Origin of the sequence: Luedemannella flava, assembly GCF_039528515.1 — a bacterium.
In the GTDB taxonomy this organism is placed as follows: domain Bacteria; phylum Actinomycetota; class Actinomycetes; order Mycobacteriales; family Micromonosporaceae; genus Luedemannella; species Luedemannella flava.
The window spans coordinates 1-23,545 of sequence record NZ_BAAALT010000069.1 but is presented as its reverse complement, the minus strand read 5'-3'; the positions used below and the strand labels follow the sequence as shown (position 1 = coordinate 23,545).

6 protein-coding genes are annotated in these 23,545 nt (G+C 71.6%); 2 read left to right on the top strand and 4 right to left on the bottom strand.

Annotated elements, in window-relative coordinates:
- Nucleotides 1-31: 31 nt before the first annotated feature.
- Nucleotides 32-17,110 carry an amino acid adenylation domain-containing protein gene (locus ABD211_RS13755; RefSeq protein WP_344130422.1) on the top strand — a complete coding sequence of 5,693 codons (17,079 nt, stop codon included), beginning with the start codon at nt 32-34 and terminating at the stop codon, nt 17,108-17,110.
- On the opposite strand, the gene ABD211_RS13750 is transcribed toward ABD211_RS13755, so the two are convergent.
- Genes ABD211_RS13750 through ABD211_RS13735 form a run of 4 tightly spaced genes read right to left on the bottom strand, consistent with a single transcriptional unit; the run spans nt 17,073 to nt 21,010 of the window.
- A complete protein-coding gene (locus ABD211_RS13750) occupies nt 17,073-18,212 on the bottom strand; it encodes a sensor histidine kinase (RefSeq protein ID WP_344130419.1) in 1,140 nt (379 codons plus the stop codon). The genes ABD211_RS13755 and ABD211_RS13750 overlap by 38 nt on opposite strands.
- Before the next feature lie 2 nt (nt 18,213-18,214).
- On the bottom strand, nt 18,215-18,868 hold the full coding sequence (locus tag ABD211_RS13745) for a response regulator transcription factor (protein WP_344130416.1): 654 nt from the start codon (nt 18,866-18,868) through the stop codon (nt 18,215-18,217).
- Nucleotides 18,869-18,924: 56 nt separating this feature from the next.
- Complete coding sequence (locus ABD211_RS13740) at nt 18,925-20,049, bottom strand: cytochrome P450 (RefSeq protein ID WP_344130413.1); 1,125 nt, start codon at nt 20,047-20,049, stop codon at nt 18,925-18,927.
- A 13-nt stretch (nt 20,050-20,062) separates the two neighbouring features.
- Complete coding sequence (locus tag ABD211_RS13735; RefSeq protein ID WP_344130410.1) at nt 20,063-21,010, bottom strand: TauD/TfdA family dioxygenase; 948 nt, start codon at nt 21,008-21,010, stop codon at nt 20,063-20,065.
- A 270-nt stretch (nt 21,011-21,280) separates the two neighbouring features.
- On the opposite strand from ABD211_RS13735, the gene ABD211_RS13730 reads away from it, so the two are divergent.
- Nucleotides 21,281-23,545 (top strand): AMP-binding protein (locus tag ABD211_RS13730; protein ID WP_344130407.1); only part of this gene is annotated, 2,265 nt, incomplete at its 3' end.

Genomic DNA, 23,545 nt, shown 5'->3' with positions numbered 1-23,545 from the left:
CGTCGCGTGCCCGTTCGTGCCGGGTGGGCGGATGTACCGCACTGGGGACCTGGTGCGGTGGACCGCCGAGGGCCAGATGTTGTTTNCCCATCCGGCCGTGGCGCAGGCGGCGGTGGTGGCCCGGGAGGACGTGCCGGGGGACAAGCGGCTGGTGGCCTATGTCGTGGCTGATGGTGAGCCGGATCTGCGGGAGTTCCTGGCCGACCGGCTGCCGGAATACATGGTGCCGTCCGCGTTCGTGGCGTTGGCCGAGTTGCCGTTGACCCGCAACGGCAAGCTGGACCGGCGGGCACTGCCGGCGCCCGCGTACACCGTCGGGACGGGCCGGCCGCCGGCCACCGTGCGCGAGGAACTTGTCTGCGCGGCGTTCGCGCAGGTCCTCGGCCTGGAATCGGTGGGCGTGGACGACGACTTCTTCCGGCTGGGCGGCCACTCGTTGCTCGTCGTACGGCTGGTGGAGGTGTTGCGTGAGCGTGGGATCGCGGTGTCCGTGCGGGCGCTGTTCCAGTCACCGACCCCGGCCGGGGTGGCGACGGCGACCGCGCAGGACTCCGTCGAGGTACCCCCGAACCTGATTCCGGCCGGCGCTGAGCAGATCACGCCGGAGATGCTGCCCCTGGTGTCGTTGTCCGAGGCGGAGCTCGCCCGGGTGGTCGCCGCCGTGCCGGGCGGCGCCGGCAATGTCGCCGATATCTACCCGCTGGCGCCCATGCAGGAGGGCATGCTGTTCCACCACCTGCTCGCCGGTGGTGGGGCGGACGCCTACGTCACCGTCCGGGTGCTCGAGTTCGACTCACGGGCCCGGCTCGACGAGTTCGCCGGTGCGTTGCGGCAGGTGGTGGCCCGGCACGACGTGTACCGCACCGCCGTGGTGTGGGACGGGCTGACCGAGGCCGTCCAGGTCGTCCTGCGGCACGCGGAGCTGCCGGTCATCGAGCATGTGCTGGACCCGGGCGACGACGCGAACGCCGCCCTGCTGGCCGCGGCCGGCCTGACCATGGACCTGGGGCGGGCGCCGTTGCTGGACCTGCATGTGTCGCAGGTCGGCGAAGGGCGCTGGCTGGCCGTGATCCGCACGCACCACATGGTGCAGGACCACCAGGGCATGGACGTGCTGGTCGGCGAACTGCGGTCGGTTCTCGCCGGTACCGCTGACGGGTTGGCTCCGGCCCTGCCGTTCCGCAACTTCGTCGCGCAGGCGCGCGGCGGGGTGTCCCGGGCCGAGCATGAGCGGTACTTCGCGGAGCTGCTCGGCGACGTGACCGAGCCGACGGCACCGTTCGGGGTGCTGGACGTGCGCGGGGACGGTTCGGGCGTGGGGTCCGCGGTGGTCCGGGTGGACGGGCCGGTGGTGGCCCAGTTGCGGGAGGTCTCGCAACGGTTCGGGGCAAGCGCGGCGACCGTGTTGCACGTGGCGTGGGCGCGGGTGCTCGCGGTGCTCGCCGGTCGCGACGACGTGGTGTTCGGCACCGTCCTGTTCGGACGGATGAACGCCGGTGCGGCGGCGGACCGGGTCGTCGGTCCGTTCATCAACACGTTGCCGGTGCGGGTGCGCACCAGCGGGGTGAGCGCGCGGGCGGCCGTGGAGGCGATGCGCGCGCAGTTGGCCGAGCTGTTGGAGCATGAGCACGCGCCGTTGGCGCTCGCCCAGCAGGCGGCCGGGCTCGAGGCTGACACGCCGCTGTTCACCTCGCTGTTGAACTACCGGCACGTCGGCGGGGCGGACGCGCAGCCGGCTGAGCAGCCCTCGTTCGATGGCGTCCGGCAGGTGTCCGCGCAGGAGCGGACCAACTATCCGCTGAGCGCGTCGGTCAACGACTACGGCGCGGCCGGGTTGAGCCTGAGCGTGCTGGCCGTCGAGCCGATCGACCCGCAGCTGGTCGGACACCTGCTGCGGACCGCTATCGGCAACCTGGTCGCCACCCTGGCCGAGGCACCGCAGACGCCGCTGCTGGCCGTGGATGTGCTGGACGCGCCGGACCGCGACCGGATCCTCGACGACTGGAACGACACCGCGGTGGCGGTGGCCGACGACACCGTCCTGGACCTGTTCCACCAGCGTCTCGGGTCGGACCCGGACGCGCCGGCGGTGGTGGCTGACGCGGGCACCCTGTCCTACCGCGAGGTGGACGCGCGGGCCAACCAGCTCGCCCAGCACCTGGTCGGACTGGGCGTGGGCGCGGAGTCCGTCGTCGCGGTCACCATGGACCGGGGCGTGGACGCCATGGTCGCGCTGCTCGCGGTGTGGCAGGCCGGGGCGGCGTATGTGCCGGTCGATCCGGCCAACCCGGCCGAGCGGATCGGCCAGATCCTGACCGACGCCGGCGTGACGTGTGTGCTGACCACGACGGGCGTGCGGGACGTGGTCACCACGGACGACCTGGTCATCGCGGTGGACGACCCGGCGGTCCGGGCGCGGTTGGCCGCGCTGCCGGTGGATGCGCCGGTGGCCGCGGTCGACCCGGACGGGCTGGCGTACGTGATCTACACGTCGGGTTCGACCGGGACGCCGAAGGGTGTCGCGGTGACACACCGGTCGCTGGCGAACCTGGCGCTCGCCCAGATCGAGCGGTTCGAGGTGACGGCCGGGTCGCGGGTGCTGCAGTTCGCGTCGCTGGGCTTCGACGCGGCCACCTCCGAGGTGGCCATGGCCTGGGGTTCGGGCGCCGCCCTGGTCGTCGCGCCGGCGGCGGAGCTGGTGCCCGGTGGCGGGCTGGTCGAGCTGCTGGGTCGCCACGGGGTGACCCACGCGACCCTGCCGCCGGCCGTGCTGGACGTGGTGGACCCGGCTGACCTGGCGTCGGTACGCACGGTCGTGTCGGCCGGCGAGGCGCTGAGCGTGTCCATCGTGGACCGGTGGGCGGACGTGCGGCGGCTGATCAACGCGTACGGTCCGACGGAAGTGACCGTATGCGCGTCGATGTCGGCGCCGCTCGCGGTCGGTGGCGTACCGACGATCGGTACGCCGATCACCAACTCGCGGTCGTTCGTGCTGGACGCGGGACTGCGTCCGGTGCCGGTCGGTGCCGTCGGTGAGCTGTACGTCGCCGGTGCCGGCGTGGCCCGGGGCTATGTGGGTCGGGCCGGCCTGACCGGCGAGCGGTTCGTGGCCTGCCCCTTCGGCCCGGGGGAACGGATGTACCGGACCGGGGACCTGGTCCGGTGGACGTCCGATGGGCAGCTGGTGTTCGCCGGTCGGGCCGATGAGCAGGTGAAGATCCGCGGGTACCGGATCGAGCCCGGCGAGATCGAGGCGGTCCTGCTGGAGCACGCCGACGTGGCGCAGGCCGCGGTGCTCGCCCGGGAGGACCTGCCCGGCGAGAGGCGGCTGGTGGCCTACGTCGTGCCGGCCGGACTCGACGCGGAGATCGACCCGGCGGTGCTGCGGGCGTTCGTGGGCCAGCGGCTGCCCGAGTACATGGTGCCCGCAGCGGTGGTGACGCTCGCCGAGTTCCCGCTGACGGTGAACAAGAAGCTGGACCGTCGGGCACTGCCGGCCCCCGCGTACGAGACCGGTTCGGGGCGTAGCCCCGCCACGGTGCAGGAGGAGTTGCTCTGTGGGGCGTTCGCGCAGGTGCTGGGCCTGGGGTCGGTCGGGGTTGACGACGACTTCTTCCGGTTGGGTGGGCACTCGCTGCTGGCCGTCCGGCTGGTGTCGCGGGTGCGGGTGCTGCTCGGGGCGGAGCTGCCCCTGCGGGTGATCTTCGAGGCCAGGACCCCGGCACTGCTGGCGCAGTGGCTCGGCGCGGCCGGTGACGGCCCGGCCCGGCCGGCGCTGCGGGCGGCGGTCCGGCCGGAGCGGGTGCCGTTGTCGTTCGCCCAGCAGCGGCTGTGGTTCCTGGAGCGGTTGGAGGGGCCGGGTTCGACGTACACGCTGCCGACGACCATCCGGTTGGCCGCTGAGGTCGACGGGGCCGCGCTGAACCTGGCGTTGCGGGACGTGATCGGCCGGCACGAGTCGCTGCGCACCGTGTTCCCGGCGCTCAACGGTGAGCCGTACCAGCAGGTTCTTTCCATGGATGAGGTCACCTGGGCGTTGGAGGTGCGCCGGGTCTCCGACGGGGACCTGGCCGGCGCCGTGGCGGAGGCGTCGCGGTACGCGTTCGACCTGGCGGTGGAGGTGCCCATCCGGGCCTGGCTGCTCGAGCCGCAGTCCGGGGACCGGGTGCTGGTCATGGTGGTGCACCACATCGCCACCGACGGCTGGTCGACGGCCGTGCTGGGCCGCGACGTCGCGACCGCGTACGAAGCGCGGGCGCGGGGTGAGGCGCCGACCTGGGCGCCGCTGCCGGTGCAGTACGCGGACTACGCGTTGTGGCAGCGTGAGCTGCTCGGCGAAGGCTCAGCAAGCCTGCTGTCCACCCAGGTGGGGTACTGGCGGGACGCGCTGGCCGGCGTGCCGGAGGAACTGGTGCTGCCAGCGGACCGGTTGCGACCGGCCGTGTCGTCGCATCGTGGGTTCCGGGTGCCGGTGCGGGTGCCGGCCGACGTGCACCAGCGGTTGGCGGATCTGGCCCGGGCCGAGGGTGTGACCCCGTTCATGGTGCTGCAGGCGGCGTTGGCGGTGACCTTGTCCCGGTTGGGTGCGGGCACCGACATCCCGGTCGGTTCGGCCGTGGCCGGGCGTACCGATGAGGCGATGAACGAGCTCGTCGGGTTCTTCGTCAACACGCTGGTGATCCGCACGGATCTGTCGGGGGATCCCGATTTCCGGCAGGTGCTCGCCCGGGTGCGGGAGGCGTCACTGGGGGCGTTGGCCCATCAGGACGTGCCGTTCGAGCGCCTCGTCGAGGAGTTGGCGCCCACCCGGTCGCTGGCCCGGCATCCGCTGTTCCAGGTGATGCTGACCGTCCAGAACGTGGAGCGGCCATCCCTGCAGTCGGAGGTAGCTGCCGGCGCGGTCGCGGCCAAGTTCGATCTTGACCTGGTGCTTGACGAGGTCATCGACCCCGACGGTCGTCCGGCCGGTCTGGCCGGGTCGCTGGTGGGGTCGGCGGACCTGTTCGACGAGTCGTCGGTGGGCGCGCTGGCCGACCGGTGGATCCGGGTGCTGGACGCGGTGACCGGGGCGCCGGACGCCCGGCTGCACGCCGTGGACGTGCTGGACCCGACCGAGCGTGACCTGGTCCTGGGCGCCTGGAACGACACCGTGGCCGAGGTCGCGGACGCGTCGGTGATCGACCTGTTCGAGGCGCACGCGCGGGCGCATCCGGACGCGGTCGCTGTGGTGTTCGACGGCGTCTCGCTGACGTACGCGCAGGTGGATGCGGCAGCGGAGGCGTTGGCGGGTGGCCTGCGCGGCAGGGGAGTGGGTGCGGAGTCGGTGGTCGGACTGTGCCTGCCCCGCGGCCATCAGATGATCACCGCGATGGTGGCGGTGTGGAAGGCGGGCGGCGCCTACCTGCCCATCGACCCGCAGTTGCCGGCCGAGCGGGTGGCCGTGATGCTGGCCGACGCCGGGGTGCGCCTGGTCCTGGGCGACGCGGCGTCGATGGTCAGTCTGGACGAACTGCGGTCCGGTCCGCGGGGCGCGCTGCCCGGGACCGGGCCGGACCGGTCCGGGTTGGCGTACGTGATCTACACGTCCGGCTCGTCGGGCGTACCCAAGGGTGTTGGTGTCTCGCACGGGTCGCTGGCGAACCTGATCTCCGTGTTCGGCCCGATGATGGTCCCGGCCGTGGGGACCGGTGTGCTGCAGTTCGCGTCGTTCAGCTTCGACGCGTCGGTCCTGGACGTGGCGGTGACGTTGGCATCCGGTGGGGCGCTGTGGATCGCCGACGAAGGGCAGCGCTCCGAGCCACGCCGGTTGACCGAGCTGACCGGGGTCGCCGCCGCCAGCGTGGTCCCGTCACTGTTGGGCGTGCTGGACCCAGCGGATCTGCCGAACGTGGCGACCCTGCTGGTCGGCGCGGAAGCGATCGGTGAGGCCAGCGCACGGGCGTGGTCGGCGGGCCGGCGCCTGGTGAACACGTACGGGCCCACCGAGGCGACGGTGATGGTCGCCGCTGAGACGGTCGACCCGCAGCGTCCCGGCCCGGTGCCGTTCGGCCGCCCGATCGCGAACACGCGACTGCTGGTGCTCGACGAGTGGCTCAACCCGGTCCCGCCGGGTGCGGCCGGCGACCTGTACGTCGTCGGCGCCGGCCTGGCGCGCGGGTATGTGGGTCGGGCCGGGTTGACCGCTGAGCGGTTCGTGGCGTGCCCGTATGCGGTGGGGATGCGGATGTACCGGACCGGGGACCTGGCGCGGTGGACGACGGACGGGCAGTTGGTGTTCGCGGGTCGGGCCGATGAGCAGGTGAAGATCCGGGGCTTCCGGATCGAACCCGGCGACGTCGAGGCCGCGCTTGTCGCACACGCCGGGGTAGCCCGGGCCGCGGTGATCGTCCGCGACGAACGACTGGTCGCCTACGTCGTACCCGCCGACGGTGCGGTGGACGAACGCGAGCTGCGCCAGTTCCTGGCCGACCGGCTGCCCGACTACATGATCCCGGCCAGCATCGTGACGCTGACCGAGCTGCCGCTGACCCGAAACGGAAAGGTGGACCGCGGCGCGCTGCCGACCCCGGTCCGCGAGGCCGGGTCGGGTCGGTTGCCCGCCACCCGGCAGGAGGAGGCGCTCTGCGCGGCCTTCGCCACGGTGCTGGGTCTGGAATCGGTCGGGGTCGACGACGACTTCTTCGCACTCGGCGGCCACTCGTTGCTCGCCGTACGCCTGGTCGAGGTGCTGCGGGAGAGCGGGATCTCGGTGTCCGTACGGGCCCTGTTCTCGTCCCCGACCCCGGCCGGGCTGGCCATGGCCGGCGGCACGGACGCGGTGGAGGTGCCGGCGAACCTGATCCCGGCCGACGCCTCGCGGCTCACCGTGGACATGCTGCCCCTGGTGACACTGTCCGACGAGGAGCTGGAGCGGGTCGTCGCCGCGGTGCCCGGCGGCGCCCGCAACGTCGCCGACATCTACCCGTTGGCGCCCATGCAGGAGGGCATGCTCTTCCACCACCTCCTGGCCAGCGGCGGCGCGGACGTCTACGTGACCCTGCTGGGGCTCGAGTTCGACTCGCGGGCCCGGCTCGACCAGTTCGCCGGTGCGTTGCAGCAGGTGGTGGACCGCCACGACGTGTACCGCACCGCCGTGGTGTGGGAGGGCCTGCGCGAACCGGTCCAGGTCGTCTGGCGGCACGCCGAGCTGTCGGTGGTCGAACACACTCTTGACGCGGCCGAGGTCGCGCCGGTCGACGCGCTGGTCGCACGGGCCGGGACCGCCCTGGACCTGGGTCGCGCGCCACTGGTGGACGTGCACGTGGCCGGGATCGGCGAGGGCCGCTGGGTCGGGTTGATCCGGATGCACCACCTGGTGCAGGACCACCAGGGCATGGACGTGCTGATCCAGGAGCTGCGGCAGGTACTCGCCGGCCAGGCCGACAGGTTGGCCCCGGCGCTGCCGTTCCGCAACTTCGTGGCGCAGGCCCGCGGTGGCGTCCCCCGGGCCGAGCATGAGCGGTTCTTCACCGAGCTGCTCGGCGACGTGACCGAGCCGACGGCCCCGTTCGGGCTGCTCGACATCCGCGGTGACGGTACGGATGTGGTGTCCGAGGTCGTCCAGATCGACGGCGACCAGGTGGCGCAGCTGCGGGAGGTCTCCCGGCGGCTGGGCGTCAGCACCGCCACCGTGCTGCACGTGGCATGGGCCCGGGTGCTGGCCGTGCTGGCCGGTCGGGACGACGTGGTGTTCGGCACCGTCCTGTTCGGACGGATGAACGCCGGCGAGGGCGCCGACCGGGTGGTCGGCCCGTTCATCAACACCCTGCCGGTCCGGGTACGCACCGGACGGGTCGGCGTGCGGGCGGCGGTGGAACAGATGCAGGCGCAGCTCGCCGCGCTGCTCGAGCACGAGCACGCCCCACTCGCGGTGGCCCAGCAGGCGGCCGGCGTCGAGGGGGACGCGCCGCTGTTCACCTCGCTGTTGAACTACCGGTACGTCGGTGGTGAAGCACAGCAGGGGGATGCCGACGAGCAGCTGAGGATCCAGGGCATCCGGCAGGTATACGTGCGGGTACAGAACAGTTATCCGCTGACCGTCTCGGTCAACGACGCCGGTGCGGCGGGGCTGAGCCTGAGCATCCTGGCCGTGGACACGGTGGACGCCCGGGGCGTGGGAATGCTCATGCGCACCGCGATGGCCGACCTGGTCGCCACGTTGACGACCAGCCCGGACGCCACCCTGAACAACGTGGATGTCCTCGATCCCGACACTCGGGAGCTGGTGCTCGACCGGTGGAACGACACCGCGACCGGTGGTCTGGACGAGCCGGTCATCGGCCGTTTCGAGCGGCAGGTGGCGGTGGCGCCGCACGCGGTCGCGGTGGTCGGTGACGGTGTCACGTTGTCCTACGCCGAGGTGGACGCGGCCGCGAACCGGCTGGCCCGGCACCTGCGCGGGACCGGCGTGGGCGCCGAGTCGGTGGTCGGCCTGTGCCTGCCCCGCGGCGTACAGATGATCACCGCGATCCTGGCGGTGTGGAAGGCGGGTGCGGCGTATCTGCCGATCGACGGCACACTGCCCGGCGAGCGGATCGGTTTCATGCTCGCCGACAGTCGCGCGACCGTGGTGCTGACGGACCGCGGACACACAGCGGTACTCGCGGAGCTGAGCGCGACGCCCGTGCTGTGCCTGGACGAACTGACCGTGCCGGCGGGTGACGGAAGTGGCCTGGGGTCGGTGGACCCGGCGGGCCTGGCGTATGTGATCTACACGTCCGGTTCGACCGGGACGCCGAAGGGCGTGGCCGTCACCCAGGGCGCACTGGCCAACTACCTCGGGTCGGTGTCGGGCCGGTTGGGCTGGGACCAGCCGGGTACGCGGTACGCGTTGCTGCAACCGCAGGTGACCGACCTGGGTAACACGGTGTGGATGGCCAGCCTGGCCACCGGTGGTCAGCTGCATGTGCTGGGCGCCGACGCGGTGGTGGACGCCGAAGCGGTGGCTGGTTACCTGGCCGAGCACCGGATCGACAGCTTCAAGGTGGTGCCCTCGCACCTGGCGGCGTTGACGGCGGCGGCGGGCATGGACCGGCTGCTGCCGACCGGGTCGGTGGTGCTGGGCGGTGAGGCCGCGCAGCCGGGCTGGGTGCGGGATCTCGTCGCGGCCGCCGGGAACCGGCGGGTGTTCAACCACTATGGGCCGACGGAGACCACGATCGGTGTGGCCACGGCGCAGCTGACCACGGTCGGTGAGGTGGTGCCGATCGGGTCGCCGATCGCCAACACCCGCCTGTACGTGCTCGACGCCGCGTTGGCGCCGGTGCCGATCGGGGTGACCGGTGAGCTGTACATCGCCGGTGCCGGGTTGGCGCGGGGCTACACCGGCCGGCCCGGTTTGACCGGTGAGCGGTTCGTGGCCTGCCCCTTCGGTACCGGGGCACGCATGTACCGCACCGGGGACCTGGCGACGTGGACGTCCGACGGCCAGGTGGTGTTCGTCGGGCGCGCGGACGAGCAGGTGAAGGTACGCGGCTTCCGGATCGAACCGGGTGAGGTCGAGGCGGCGTTGCTGGCCCACCCGCGGGTGTCACAGGCGGCGGTGATCGCCCGTGAGGACGTGCCCGGCGACAAGCGCCTCGTGGCCTACGTGGTGGGCGAGGAGGTGGACCCGGCGATCCTGCGGGACTTCCTGGCCGAGCGGTTGCCCGACTACATGATCCCGACCGCGGTACTCCCGCTGGCTGACCTGCCGCTCACCACGGCCGGCAAGCTGGACCGCAAGGCCCTGCCCGCACCCGACCAGGCCGGTGGCACGGTCGGTCACCGGGAGCCGGCCACCGCGATGGAGGCCGCCCTGTGTGACGTGTTCGCGCAGGTGCTCGAGCGTGACACCGTAGGGGTCGACGACAACTTCTTCGAGCTCGGCGGGCACTCCCTGCTCGCCATCCGGTTGCTGTCCCGGATCCGGTCCACCCTCGGTGCCGAAGTCAAGATCCGCATGCTGTTCGAGGCGCCCACCCCGGCCCGACTGGCGGCCAGGTTGGCCGGCCCCGGGCAGCAGCAGGTCCGCGGCGCCCTGCGGGCCGCGGTCCGGCCCGAGCGGGTACCGCTGTCGTTCGCGCAGCGGCGGTTGTGGTTCCTCGGCCAGCTGGAAGGCCCGAGCCCGGTCTACAACCTGCCGACCACCATGCCGCTGCCCGGCACGGTGGACACCGACGCGCTGAACCTGGCTCTGCGCGACGTCATCGGCCGGCACGAGTCGCTGCGCACCATCCTGCCCGCCATCGACGGCGAGCCCTACCAGCACATCCTCGACCCGCACGACCTCGACTGGGCGCTGGACGTGCGCCAGGTCGCGTCGGAGGAGCTGCCCGAGGCGGTCCGGCGGGCCTCGCGCTACGCCTTCGACCTGTCGGCCGAGCTGCCGATCAAGGCCTGGCTGTTCCAACCCGGTACCGGCGACAGCGTGCTGGTCCTGGTGCTGCACCACATCGCCAGCGACGGCTGGTCGTTCGCGCCACTGAGCCGGGACGTGTCGACCGCGTACGCGGCCCGGGTGCGCGGCGAGGCGCCGGCGTGGGAGCCGCTGCCGGTGCAGTACGCCGACTACGCGTTGTGGCAGCGCGCACTGCTCGGCGACGAGGCCGACCCGACCAGCCTGCTGTCAACCCAGGTGGAGTACTGGCGACAGGCGCTGGCCGGGGCCCCGGAAGAGCTGACGCTTCCGGCGGACCGGTCGCGTCCGGCGGTGGCGACCCACCGTGGGCACGCGGTACCCGTGTCGGTGTCGGCGCAGCTGCACGCGCGGTTGGCCGATCTGGCCCGGGCCGAGGGCGTGACCATGTTCATGGTGATGCAGGCCGCGGTGGCGGTGCTGTTGTCCCGGCTGGGAGCCGGATCGGACATCCCGGTCGGTTCGGCGGTGGCGGGCCGCACCGATGAGGCGATGAACGACCTGGTCGGCTTCTTCGTGAACACCCTCGTCATCCGGACCGACCTGTCCGGCGATCCGGTGTTCCGGCAGGTCCTGGGCCGGGTGCGGGAGGCGAGCCTGGGCGCGTTGGAGCACCAGGACGTGCCGTTCGAGCGGCTGGTCGAGGAGTTGGCGCCGGCCCGGTCACTGTCCCGGCACCCCTTGTTCCAGGTGAGCCTGAACGTGCAGACCGCGGGCGTCGCCACGTTCGAGAGCGCGGCCGCGGTCGACGCGCCGATGGAGGTGTCCGCGAGGTTCGACCTCGACCTGCCGGTCCGGGAGTACTTCGACGAGCAGGGCCGCCCGGCGGGCCTGCGCGGCGCGCTTATCGCCACGGTGGACCTGTTCGATATGGAGTCGACCGCGACGCTGGGCATGCGGCTGCTGCGGGTGCTGGAGGCGGTGTCGGCGGACCCCGACGTGCGGGTGCACAGTGTCGACGTCCTGGACGCGACCGAGCGTGGGCTGGTGCTGGACACGTGGAACGACACGGCCGCCGAGATCACGGACGCGTCGGTGGTCGATCTGTTCCAGGCTCGGGTGCGGCAGACGCCGGACGTCGCCGCGGTGGTGTTCGACGGCGTGGAGCTGACCTACGCGCAGCTGGACGCGCGGGCCACCCGGTGGGCGCACGGGCTGCGCGGCCTGGGGGTGGGCCCGGAGTCGGTGGTCGGCCTGTGCCTGCCGCGCGGCGCGGACCTGGTGGCCGCGATGGTCGCGGTGTGGCAGGCGGGCGGGGCATACCTGCCCATCGACCCCCAGCTGCCGGCCGACCGGGTGGCCGTGATGCTGGCCGACGCCGGTGTCCGACTGGTGGTCGCTGACCAGGCTGGTGCGGAACTGGCCGGCGAGGTGCCGTTGGTCGGCACATCCACGTTGGACAGTGCGGCGGCCGGTGCTGAGCTGGTGCGGCCCGATCTGTCCGGGCTGGCCTATGTGATCTACACGTCGGGGTCGACGGGCGTCCCCAAGGGCGTCGGGATCTCGCACGGCTCGTTGGCGAACCTGATCTCGGTGTTCGGCCCGCTGCTGGGCGTCGAGGCGGGGACCGGCGTCCTGCAGTTCGCCTCGTTCAGCTTCGACGCGTCGGTGCTGGACGTCGCGGTGGCGTTGGGGTGTGGCGGCTCGTTGTGGATCGCCACGGAGGAGCAGCGGTCGCAGCCGCAGCGGTTGGCGGAGCTGTCCGGGGTGTCGGTGGCCAGCGTGGTCCCCTCCCTGCTGGCAGTGTTGGAACCCGACACGCTGGCGCATGTGCGCGCGATGGTCGTGGGCGCGGAGACGGTCAGCGAAACGATCGCCCGGACCTGGGCGCCGGGTCGGCGACTGGTGCACGGGTACGGACCGACCGAGTCGACGGTTATCGCGGGAGCTGGCGTGATCGACCCGGACCGGCCGGGCCCGGTGCCGTTCGGACCGGTGACGAACACCCGGTTGTACGTCCTGGATGAGCGTCTCAACCCGGTGCCGGTCGGGGTGGCCGGCGAGCTGTACATCGCCGGCGCCGGCCTGGCGCGCGGCTATGTGGGCCGCGCCGGGCTGACCGGCGAACGGTTCGTGGCCTGCCCGTTCGCGCCCGCTGAGCGGATGTACCGCACCGGTGATGTGGTGCGGTGGACCGCCGACGGGCAGTTGGTGTTCGCGGGTCGGGCCGACGAGCAGGTGAAGATCCGGGGCTTCCGGATCGAGCCCGGCGACGTCGAGACCGCGCTGCTCGACCACCCCGACGTCGCCCAGGCGGCGGTGATCGCGCGCGAGGACGTCCCCGGCGACAAGCGCCTGGTCGCCTACGTGGTCCTCGACGGTGAACCGGACCTGCGGGAGTTCCTGGCGGGCCGGCTGCCGGAGTACATGGTCCCGGCGGCGTTCGTGACGCTGCCCGCACTGCCGCTCACCGCCAACGGCAAGCTGGACCGCCGGGCGCTGCCGGCGCCCGAGTACCCGACCGGATCCGGTCGCGGCCCGGCCACCGTGCGGGAGGAGATCCTGTGCGGCGCATTCGCCCAGGTTCTGGGCCGCGACAGCGTCGGCGTGGACGACGACTTCTTCGCCCTCGGTGGGCACTCGCTGCTCGCGGTCCGGTTGCTGTCGCGGATCCGGACGGTCCTGGGCGTTGAGGTGCCACTGCGGTTGCTGTTCGAGGCACCCACCGTGGCCGGGCTCGCCGCCCGCCTTTCCGAAACCGACGGTACCCATGCCCGCGAACCGCTGCGCCCACGGCCGCGGCCCGACCGGATCCCGCTGTCGTTCGCCCAGCGGCGCCTGTGGTTCCTCAGCGAGCTGGAGGGCCCGAGCCCGACCTACAACATCCCGGTCCCGGTCCGGCTGAGCGGCGACATCGACGCGACGGCCCTGAACCAGGCGCTGCGGGACACGCTCGGGCGGCACGAGTCGCTACGTACCGTGTTCCCGTCCGCCGACGGCGAGCCGTACCAGCAGGTTCTTGATCTGGATTCGTTGACCTGGGACCTGGAGGTCTGCCAGGTCGAGCCCGAAGAGCTCGGCGCGGCGGTGGCGCAGGCGTCTCGCTACGCGTTCGACCTGTCTGCCGAGGTGCCGATCCGGGCCTGGCTGTTCGAGGCCGGACCGGACGCCCGGGTGCTGTTGCTGCTGGTACACCACATCGCCGGCGACGGCTGGTCGACCGCCCCGCTCGGACGCGACGTGTCGACCGCGTACGCGGCCCGGCTGCGCGGCCAGGCTCCGCAGTGGGAGCCGCTGCCCGTCCAGTACGCCGACTTCACGCTGTGGCAGCGCGACCTGCTCGGCGACGAGTCCGACCCGGACAGCCGGCTGTCCAACCAGATCGAGTACTGGCGGCGGACCCTCGACGGGGCGCCGGAGGAGCTCGCCCTGCCGACCGACCGGCCGCGCCCGGCGCGGGCCAGTCACGTCGGGCACTGGGCGCCGTTGCAGATCCCGGTGGAGGTGCACCAGCGCCTCGCGGACCTGGCCCGGGTCGAGGGTGTGACACCGTTCATGGTGGTGCAGGCCGCGCTGGCGGTGACGCTGTCGCGCCTCGGCGCCGGCACCGACATCCCGATCGGGTCGCCGATCGCCGGCCGCACCGACGAGGCTCTGGACAACCTCGTCGGGTTCTTCCTGAACACCCTGGTCATCCGTACCGATCTGGCCGGCGACCCGCGCTTCCGGGAGGTGCTCGGCCGGGTGCGCGACGCCAGCCTGGGCGCGTTCGCCCACCAGGATGTGCCGTTCGAACGGCTGGTGGAGGAGCTGGCCCCGGCCCGGTCGCTGGCCCGGCACCCGCTGGTACAGACGGTCCTCACCATGCAGAACACCGGTCGGGCCACGCTCGACCTGGACGGCGCGAAGGCTGGTAGCGGTACCGGTACGGCGGCCGGTTCCGGTCTGGCCCAGGCCAAGTTCGACCTGTACCTGCCGATCGAGGAGATGTTCGACGCGCAGGGCCGCCCGGCCGGCATCCGGGGCGGCGTGACCGTGGCCGCCGACCTGTTCGACGCGGCGACGGCCGAAAAGATCGCCACCTGGTTCGGTCGGGTCCTGGCCGCGGTCACCGCGACCCCGGACATCCGGCTGCACGACGTGCAGGTGCTCGACGCCGACGACCGCGCGCTCGTGGTGGAGCAGTGGAACGACACCGCAGCCGACGGGCTGGACGAGCCGGTCATCGGTCTGTTCGAGCGGCAGGTCGCGGTGGCCCCCGATGCTCTCGCCCTGGTCGCCGACGACGAGCACCTGACCTTCGCGCAGGTGGACGCGCAGGCGAACCGGCTCGCCGGGTACCTGCGGGATCAGGGAGTGCGCGCGGAGTCGGTGGTCGGACTGTGCCTGCCGCAAGGCGTGCAGATGATTGCCGCGATCCTGGCGGTGTGGAAGGCCGGCGCGGCGTATCTGCCGATCGATGGTCGGCTGCCGGTGGAGCGGATCGCGTTCATGCTGACCGACAGCCGGGCGCAGGTCGTGATCGGCGTCCAGGAGACGTTGGACGATCTGCCGGCGGGTCGGCGGGTGCGGATGGTCGCGGTGGACGACCCGTTCACCGAAGCGTTGCTGTCCGGCTATCCGACCAGCGTGGCACCGGTGCCGGTGGACCCGGCGGGCCTGGCGTACGTGATGTACACGTCCGGTTCGACCGGGACGCCGAAGGGCGTGGCGGTGACCCAGGGCGCGTTGGCCAACTATGTGGGCTCGGCGTCGGGCCGGCTCGGCTGGAACCGGCCCGGCGCGCGGTATGCGCTGTTGCAGCCGCAGGTGACCGACCTCGGCAACACGGTGTGGATGGCCAGCCTGGCCACCGGTGGTCAGCTGCACGTGCTCAGCCCGGACGCGGTCGTGGATCCAGAGGCGGTGGCGGCGTATCTGGCCGAGCACCGCATCGACGGATTCAAGGTCGTCCCGTCGCACCTGGCGGCCTTGACCGCGGCGGCCGGCATGGATCGGTTGATTCCGGCTGGGTCGGTCGTGCTGGGCGGTGAGGCCGCGTCGGTGTCGTGGGTGCGGCAGTTGGTGGCGGCTGCCGGGGACCGGCGGGTGTTCAACCACTACGGGCCGACGGAGACCACGATCGGCGTGGCCACGGCGGAGCTGACCACGGTCGGTGAGGTGGTGCCGATCGGGTCACCGATCGCCAACACCCGCCTGTACGTGCTCGACGCGGCACTGGCTCCGGTGCCGGTCGGAGTGAACGGTGAGCTGTATGTGGCCGGCGCCGGGTTGGCGCGGGGCTACACGGGCCAGCCGGGACTCACCGGTGGCCGGTTCGTGGCCTGCCCGTTCGGGTCCGGCGAGCGGATGTACCGCACGGGCGACCTCGCCAGGTGGACCTCTGACGGGCAGGTGGTGTTCGCGGGTCGGGCCGATGGACAGGTGAAGGTGCGCGGCTTCCGGATCGAACCCGGCGAGGTCGAAGCGGCGTTGCTGGCGCATCCGCAGGTGTCCCAGACCGCGGTGATCGCGCGCGAGGACAACCCGGGGGACAGGCGCCTGGTGGCCTACGTGGTGGGCGATGAGGTGGACCTGGGGATCCTCCGGGAGTTCGTGGGCGGCCGGTTGCCGGAGTACATGGTGCCGTCGGCGATCGTGGTCCTGGAGACCCTGCCGCTGACCGGCAACGGGAAGCTCGACCGCCGGGCGCTGCCCGCACCCGACTACTCGGGTACGGACGAGCCCGGCGGCGGCCGCAACCCCGCCACCGCGCTGGAGAACCTGGTGAGCGAGGCGTTCGCCGAAGTGCTCGGCGTGACCTCGGTACGGGTCGACGACGACTTCTTCCGCCTCGGCGGGCACTCGCTGCTCGCCGTCACGCTGGTCACGCGACTGGCGGAGAAGGGCGTGGCCATCTCGGTCCGCGACGTGTTCGCCGCACCCACCGTCGCCGGCATCGTCAACCAGCTCGGCCTCGCCTCACTGGGCGACTCGCTGGGCCGGTTGCTGACCATCCGCGCCGACGGCGACCAGGCACCGTTCTTCTGCGTCCACCCCGGTGCCGGCCTGAGCTGGTGCTACCGGCCGCTGGCGCGGTTCATGCCGGACGGCATCCCGATCTACGGACTGCAGGCCGCCGGCCTGGACGGCGGGAGCGAACCGGCCCGCGACGTGACCGCGATGGCCGCCGACTACATCGAGCAGATCCGCGCGGTCCAGCCCACCGGCCCGTACCACCTGCTTGGTTTCTCCTTCGGCGGGATCCCGGTGCACGAGATCGCGGTGCAACTGCAGGCTGCGGGCCAGACCGTCGGCGCCCTGGTCATCCTGGACTCGTTCCCGTTCGTCCAGTCCGACGGGGAACCCGACCACGACGACGATCGCCCGACACCGGAGGTGGACCCGGCGATCGACCTGAAGCGCACCGCCGACCGGTTCCGCGGTGAGGTGGGCGAGATCCTCGGTGGCATCTCCGACGAGGAGCTGCTGCTCATCGCGCGGATCTTCCACAACAACACGGCGCTGCGCCGGGCACACCGGCCCGGCGTCTACGACGGTGACGTGCTGCTGCTGTCCGCCGGGGTCCGCAAGCAGGACACGTCGCCGGACGCCAGCGCCTGGCAGCCACACGTACTCGGTGAGATCACCGAGGTCAGCCTGCCCTGCCGGCACACCGACATGATGCAGCCCGACATGCTGCGCCAGGCCTGGGCAGCTATCGCGGACTGGCTGGCAGCGGCGGGACAGCGGTGAGGGCGGGCAGGGCCACGGTGACCGACAGCCCGCCGTCCGGGTTGGCCGTGGTCCGCACGCCGCCGCCATGGGCGCGGGCGATGGCGGCCACGATGGACAGGCCGAGGCCGGCACCGTCGGCCGACCCGGTCCGGTCCGGGTGCAGTCGGCGGAACGGCTCGAACAGCTCGCCGATCCGGTCCTCGGGCACCTGCGGTCCGGTGTTGCAGACCACCAGCATCGCGTGCGGCGACAACTCGATCAGGACGTGCCCGCCGGGGTAGTTGTGCCGGATCGCGTTGTGCACCAGGTTGGCGATCAGCCGGGTGAGCATCACCTCGTCACCGGCCACGGTGGACTGGTGCGTCGCGGCGGTGATGGTGACGCCGGCGCGCTCGGCGATTGGTCGGTGATCCTCCAGGACCTGCTCCACCGCGGCGGTGAGGTCCACCGGGGTCCGCTCGTCGGGGCCGCGCTCGCCCTGCGCGAGGGCGAGCAGGCCCTCGATGAGCCGTTCCGACCGTTGGGTGTTGCGCAGCAGCTCGGACCGGATCCGGGCGAGCTTCGCCGGGCTGGGGTCGGCCAGGCCGACCTCGATCGCGGTGCGCTGGATGGCCAATGGCGTACGCAGCTCGTGTGAGGCGTTGGCGACGAAGCGCCGCTGGCTCGCGATGGCGTCCGCCAACCGGTCGAGCATGGCGTCGAACGTGTCGGCGAGCTCCTTGAGCTCGTCCTGTGGTCCGTTGAGCGCGATCCGCTCGTGCAGGTTGGACAGCGACAGCCGGCGTGCGGTGTCGGTGATGCGGTGCAGCGGCCGCAGTATCCGTCCGGTGAGCCACCAGCACACCGTGAACGCCAGGATGGCGACCGCGCCGATGGCGATCAGCGTGATGATCCGCTGCGAGCTCGTCAGGGTCTGCTGCAGGTCGGCGCGGCCGTCGGCGACGGAGAGCGTCGACCCGTCGGGGAACGGGATGTCACCCACCCGCTGGGTGAGTATCCGCAGTTGCAGCTGCTGGACCACGATCAGCACCGCGGACGTGACGACGGTGAACAACCCGCCGTAGAGCAGGGTCATCCGGGCCTTCACCGAGCCCCGGCCGATCGATGTCAGGCGTGGCATTCTCACAGTCGGTACCCGCTTCCCGGCACGGTGACGATGATGGGCGGATCGCCGAGTTTGGCCCGCAGCTTGCTCATGGTCACTTTGACCACCGTGGTGAACGGGTCGACGTGCTCGTCCCAGGCCCGTTCCAGCAACTGCTCGGTACTGATGATCGTGCCCCGGGCCTGCATGAGCACCTCCAGCACGGCGTACTCCTTGCGGGAGAGCGGCACCTCGCGACCGTCGCGGTACACCTGCCGGCTGGCGGTGTCCATGGTGATGCCGGCACGTTCCAGCACCGGGGGTAGTGGAGGTAGGGACCGCCGGCCGAGCGCGCGGATGCGGGCCACCAGTTCGTCGAAGGCGAACGGTTTGGCCAGGTAGTCATCGGCGCCCATGTTGAGCCCGGCGACCCGGTCCCCGATCCCGGCCGAGGCGGTCAGCATCAGGATGCGCAGTGGCTGGCTCTGCTGGGCCAGTTCGCGGCAGATGTCGTCGCCGTGCACCGCGGGCAGGTCCCGGTCCAGCACCAGGACGTCATAGTCGTTGACCGCGAGCCGTTCCAGCGCGGCGGCGCCGTCGTAGGCGACGTCGACCGCCATCGCGTGCTCGCGCAGTCCTTCAGCCACCAGGTCGGCGAGGAAGCGTTCGTCTTCGGCCAGCAGAATCCGCATGCCTCCCATTGCAGCAGATCTGCGGTTAAGCGGCGGTTATCGCCAACAGGCGGGCGTCACCACCGCACTGCGAGCCGGGACAGACCGCGGGTGGCCAGGCCTTCCTTCCACACCACGACCGGGTCCGGGCCGGCGGCCAGGCGCAGGGTCGGGAACCGGTGCAGCAGGCGTTCGACCGCGATCTGTACCTGCAACCGGGCCAGCGGCGCGCCCGGGCAGCGGTGCGGTCCGTGGCCGAAGGTGAGGTGCCCCGGCTGTGGCGCCGTCGGGTCGATGAAGACCTTGCTGTCCCGGTTCGCGTCGAGCAGGGAGACAACCACGCCTTCACCGGCCTGGACGGTGACCTCGCCCAGTGTCACCGTCTCCAGCGCGATCCGGGAGAAGCTCAGCGGCGTGGACGGGCTCAGGCGAAGGGACTCCTCGACGAACGCGGTCACGCTGTCCGGGCGTTCACTCATGTCGGTCAGCAGCATCAGCACCGACAGGCCGATCTGGCCCACCGTGGTCTCGTATCCGGCCATCAGCAGGGCCAGACCCATCGTGATGAGCTCGGCCGCGGACAGCTCGCCCCGTCCGTGCGCCGCGATCAGGGTACTGATCAGGTCCTCGCCGGGCTCCTGCCGCTTGCGCTCGATCAGCTGGGCCATATAGCGGGTGAGCTCCAGACGGTTGCGCGCCTTCTCCCGCGGGCTGCTGGCGGAGATGTCGAACAGCACCTCGACCCAGTCCCGGAACCGACCGCTGTCCCCGGTCGGGACACCGAGCAGCGAGCACAGCACCGACAGCGGCAGCGGTGCGGCGAGCCCGCCGATCAGGTCGGCGCCCGGCCCGTACGCCGCGATCGCGTCCAGGTGTCGGTCGACCGACTGCTCGATCTTCGGGGCCATGGTGGCGACCTTGCCGGTGGTGAAGCTGCCGGCGATGATGCGGCGCAGGCGGGCGTGGTCGGCGCCGTCCATGCTCATGATCGAGTCGGCCACCGGCTGGGCGTCGTTCGTCTGCGGGGCGTGCGGCTTGACCGCCTCCGCCCGGCTGAACCGCTTGTCCGTCAGCACCAGGCGCGCCAGCGCGTAGTCGCGCACCAGCCACATCTTGTCGCCGACCGGCGTCACGACCGCAACGACGTCGCCGGACCGGTGGTGTAACAGCGCCGGGAGTGGACCCAGTTGGTCGTGACTCATCTGTCTGGGCCTTTCAGTCGGACATCGCCACCAGGACGCGGCGGCTGCCCTCGAACGGGCGCCGGCCGTGCGCGACGAGCACGTTGTCGATCAGCAGCAGGTCGCCGGGCCGCCAATCCACGTCGACCGCGTTGGCCAGGCCACGCTGCTGGATCTGCTCGATGTAGGCGTCCGGGATCGGGCTGCCGTCGGTGAACGTCACGTACTGCGGGAACTCCTCCGGGGAGAGGATGTCGTACAGCTCGGATGAGGTCTCGTCGCCGAGGCCGGCCGGATGCCACTGGTCGGCCTGGTTGAACCAGACCTCCACGCCGGTGACCGGGTGCTTCACGGTCGCCGGGCGGTCCTGGGTGACCCGGATGCCGTCCGGACCCCACTCCCACGTGGCCTGCGCGCCTTCGAGGTAGGACTCCACCGCGGCACGGTCGTCCGTCTCGAACGTGTCCTGCCAGCTCTTGCCGAAGCCGTACCCGTCGTGCAGGTTCTGGATGTAGCGCACGCCGCCGGCGAACGCGTCGCGCACCTCCGCGTCGAGCGAGTTCAACCACAACTCGCCGTCGAGTACCGGGGTCGCGCCGCCCTGCTGGGCCGCCCGTTCGCAGTAGAAGGCGAGCCGGGCCGGCCATCGGCGGGCGTAGTTCAGCTCGTTGTGCATAGAGATGGTGAAGGCCGGCGGGTATTCGGTCGAGGTGTACAGGTTGCCCTGCACCCGGGTGCGGGGCGAGTTGCCGTGCACGTAGGGCAGCCGGTTCGGCACCACCTGGTCCAGTACCGGGTCGATGGACTCGGCCGCGACATTGAAGTCCCGGAAGATGAGCGCCCGGTGCTCGACCAGGAGCTCGGTCAGCCGGTCGCCCCCCAGGTCGGCGAGCCAGCCGGCGAGGTCGCGGGTGCCGGCGGCTTCGCTGGTGAATTCATGCGGCGCCCAGGCATTTCCACCGCCCGTGCTCAACTCGTCCATGGTGTCCCCAACTCCGCGGGTGCTTGGTAGGAATGCGCGGCGGTTGTGCGCGCCGACTCGTCCGGCTCATGATGCGACACGGCCCCACTGTCCAAAAGGGCTGTCCAACTGCCGCACCGCAACGGTTGTACAGGTTGGTGGCGACACCATCGCGCACACCGGACCCCGTCGTTATGGTTGCGCCGAACTGCATGTCCATGACGCGTGTCGATTCGTCATGTGTGACAGCGGACGTCGTGCAATGCCAATTGGCCGGACTGGGGAACGCGGATGGTCATACTCGACGGCGGGCTTCGGGAACTGACAACCGGCCAGGTCGGTGTCTGGAACGCCCAGCAGCTCTCGCCGGACAGCGTCGCTTACAACATCAATACCCACTTCGAGATCCACGGTGCGTTGGACGTGGATCTCTTCGTCGAGGCGCTGCGGCGGGCGGTGGCCGAAGCCGAGGCGTACCGGCTGCGGGTGCGCGTCGTGGACGGGGTGCCGTGGCAGTTCGTCGGTGACGCCGACAGCTGTCCGATCCACGTCATCGACGTCAGCGCGGAGGCGGATCCGCAGGCCAGTGCCGAGGAGTGGATGCGCCGCGACGCGGCCCGGGTGCTGAACCTCACCCGGGACCCGCTGGCGGTCCAGGCCGTCTTCCTCCTCGGGCCAGAGCGATTCTTCTGGTACCAGCGGGTGCATCACCTGATCGTCGACGGCTACAGCACAGCGGTGTTCGGTGCCGTGGTGGCCCGCCACTACACCGCACTGCGCGAGCGCCGGGAGTCCGCCGGCGACGCGCTCGGGCCGGTGTCGCTGCTGCTCGACGCCGATGCGGCGTACCGAAATTCGGATCGTTTCGAGCGCGACCGGGAGTTCTGGCGCACCTCGCTGTCGGACCTGCCGGCTGACTCCCGACCCCGGCAGCGTGCCCGGTGGTCGTCGGAGGCCACCGAACGCCTGACCCTGCCGATCGGTCCGCAGCGGTCGGCTGCCGTCCGGGCCGCCGCCGAGCGTTTGCGGGTCAGCACGTCCGAACTGGCTATCGCCGCCGCCGCTGTGTACCGGTACCGGGTCAGCGGCGTGCGCGATGTCGTGCTGGCCGTCACCGTGACCGGGCGGACCGATGCCTGGGCCTTCGACGCGGTCGGCATGACGGCCACCATGATGCCGCTGCACGTACCGATCGATCCCGCCGCGACCGGAGTGGACACGGTCCGCCAGACCGCCCGGGCGGTCCGGTCGGGACTGCGCCATCAGGGGTACCGCTATGAGGATGTGGTCCGTGACCTGAAGCTCGTCGACGGCGGCCCGTTGTTCGGTCTGAAGGTCAACGCCATGCCGTTGACCAGTCTCCGCTTCGGCGACTGTGTCGCGGTGTCCCGGGCGGTCTCCATCGGCCCCGTCGAGGATCAGGTCATCAACGTTTACGACCGCGATGACGAGGGCGGCATCCAGATCGACGTCGGGGTGAACCGCGACCTGCCCGACGCGGTGCCGGCGCAGGTGGTGGCCGAGCGGTTCGTCCGGGTGCTGGACGCGCTGACGGCCGATCCGCAGCGTCGGGTGCGATCGGTGGAGCTGCTCACCGCCGCCGACCGCGCGCTCGTGGTGGAGCGGTGGAACGACACCGCGGCTGCCGGCCTGGACGTGCCGGTCATCGGTCTGTTCGAGCGGCAGGTGGCGGTCTCACCGGACGCGATCGCCCTGGTGGCCGACGGCATCGAGTTGACGTACGCACAGGTCGACGCGCGCGCGAGCCGGCTTGCCGGGTACCTGCGTGAGCTGGGGGTGGGCCCGGAGTCGGTGGTCGGACTGTCGCTGCCACACGGCGTAGAGATGATCACCGCGATTCTGGCGGTATGGAAGACCGGCGGGGCCTACCTGCCCATTGACGGTCGGCTGCCGGTGGAGCGGATCGCGTTCATGCTGACCGACTGTCGGGCGCAGGTGGTGGTCGGCGTCCAGGACACGGTGGGCGATCTGCCGGCGGGTCGGCGGGTGCGGATGGTGGCGGTGGACGATCCGTTCACCGAGGCGTTGCTGACCGGCTATCCGGACGCGGCGCTGCCATCGTCGGTACCCCCGGCCGGCCTGGCGTATGTGATGTACACGTCGGGTTCGACGGGTGCGCCCAAGGGCGTGGCCATCACGCACGGATCCCTGGCGAACTATGTGGGTTCGGTGTCGGGTCGGTTGGGTTGGGATCAGCCGGGGGCGCGGTATGCGCTGTTGCAGCCGCAGGTCACCGACCTGGGCAACACGGTGTTGTTCGCCAGCCTGAGCACCGGCGGTCAGCTGCACGTGCTGGGCGCCGACGCGGTGGTGGATCCCGAGGTGGTGGCCGGATATCTGGCCGGGCACCGGATCGACGGGTTCAAGGTGGTGCCCTCGCACCTGGCCGCGTTGTCAGCGGCCGTCGGTGTCGAGCGGCTGGTGCCGGCGGGGACGGTGGTGCTCGGTGGTGAGGCCGCGCCGGTGTCGTTGGTACGGGACCTGGTGGCGGCTGCCGGGGATCGGCGGGTGTTCAACCACTACGGGCCGACCGAG

Excerpts from the sequence above, each read along its gene's own strand:
- ABD211_RS13750 (WP_344130419.1), bottom strand. The coding sequence starts at position 18,212 with ATGCCACGCCTGACATCGATCGGCCGGGGCTCGGTGAAGGCCCGGATG.
- ABD211_RS13735 (WP_344130410.1), bottom strand. The coding sequence starts at position 21,010 with ATGGACGAGTTGAGCACGGGCGGTGGAAATGCCTGGGCGCCGCATGAA.
- ABD211_RS13745 (WP_344130416.1), bottom strand. The coding sequence starts at position 18,868 with ATGCGGATTCTGCTGGCCGAAGACGAACGCTTCCTCGCCGACCTGGTG.
- ABD211_RS13740 (WP_344130413.1), bottom strand. The coding sequence starts at position 20,049 with ATGAGTCACGACCAACTGGGTCCACTCCCGGCGCTGTTACACCACCGG.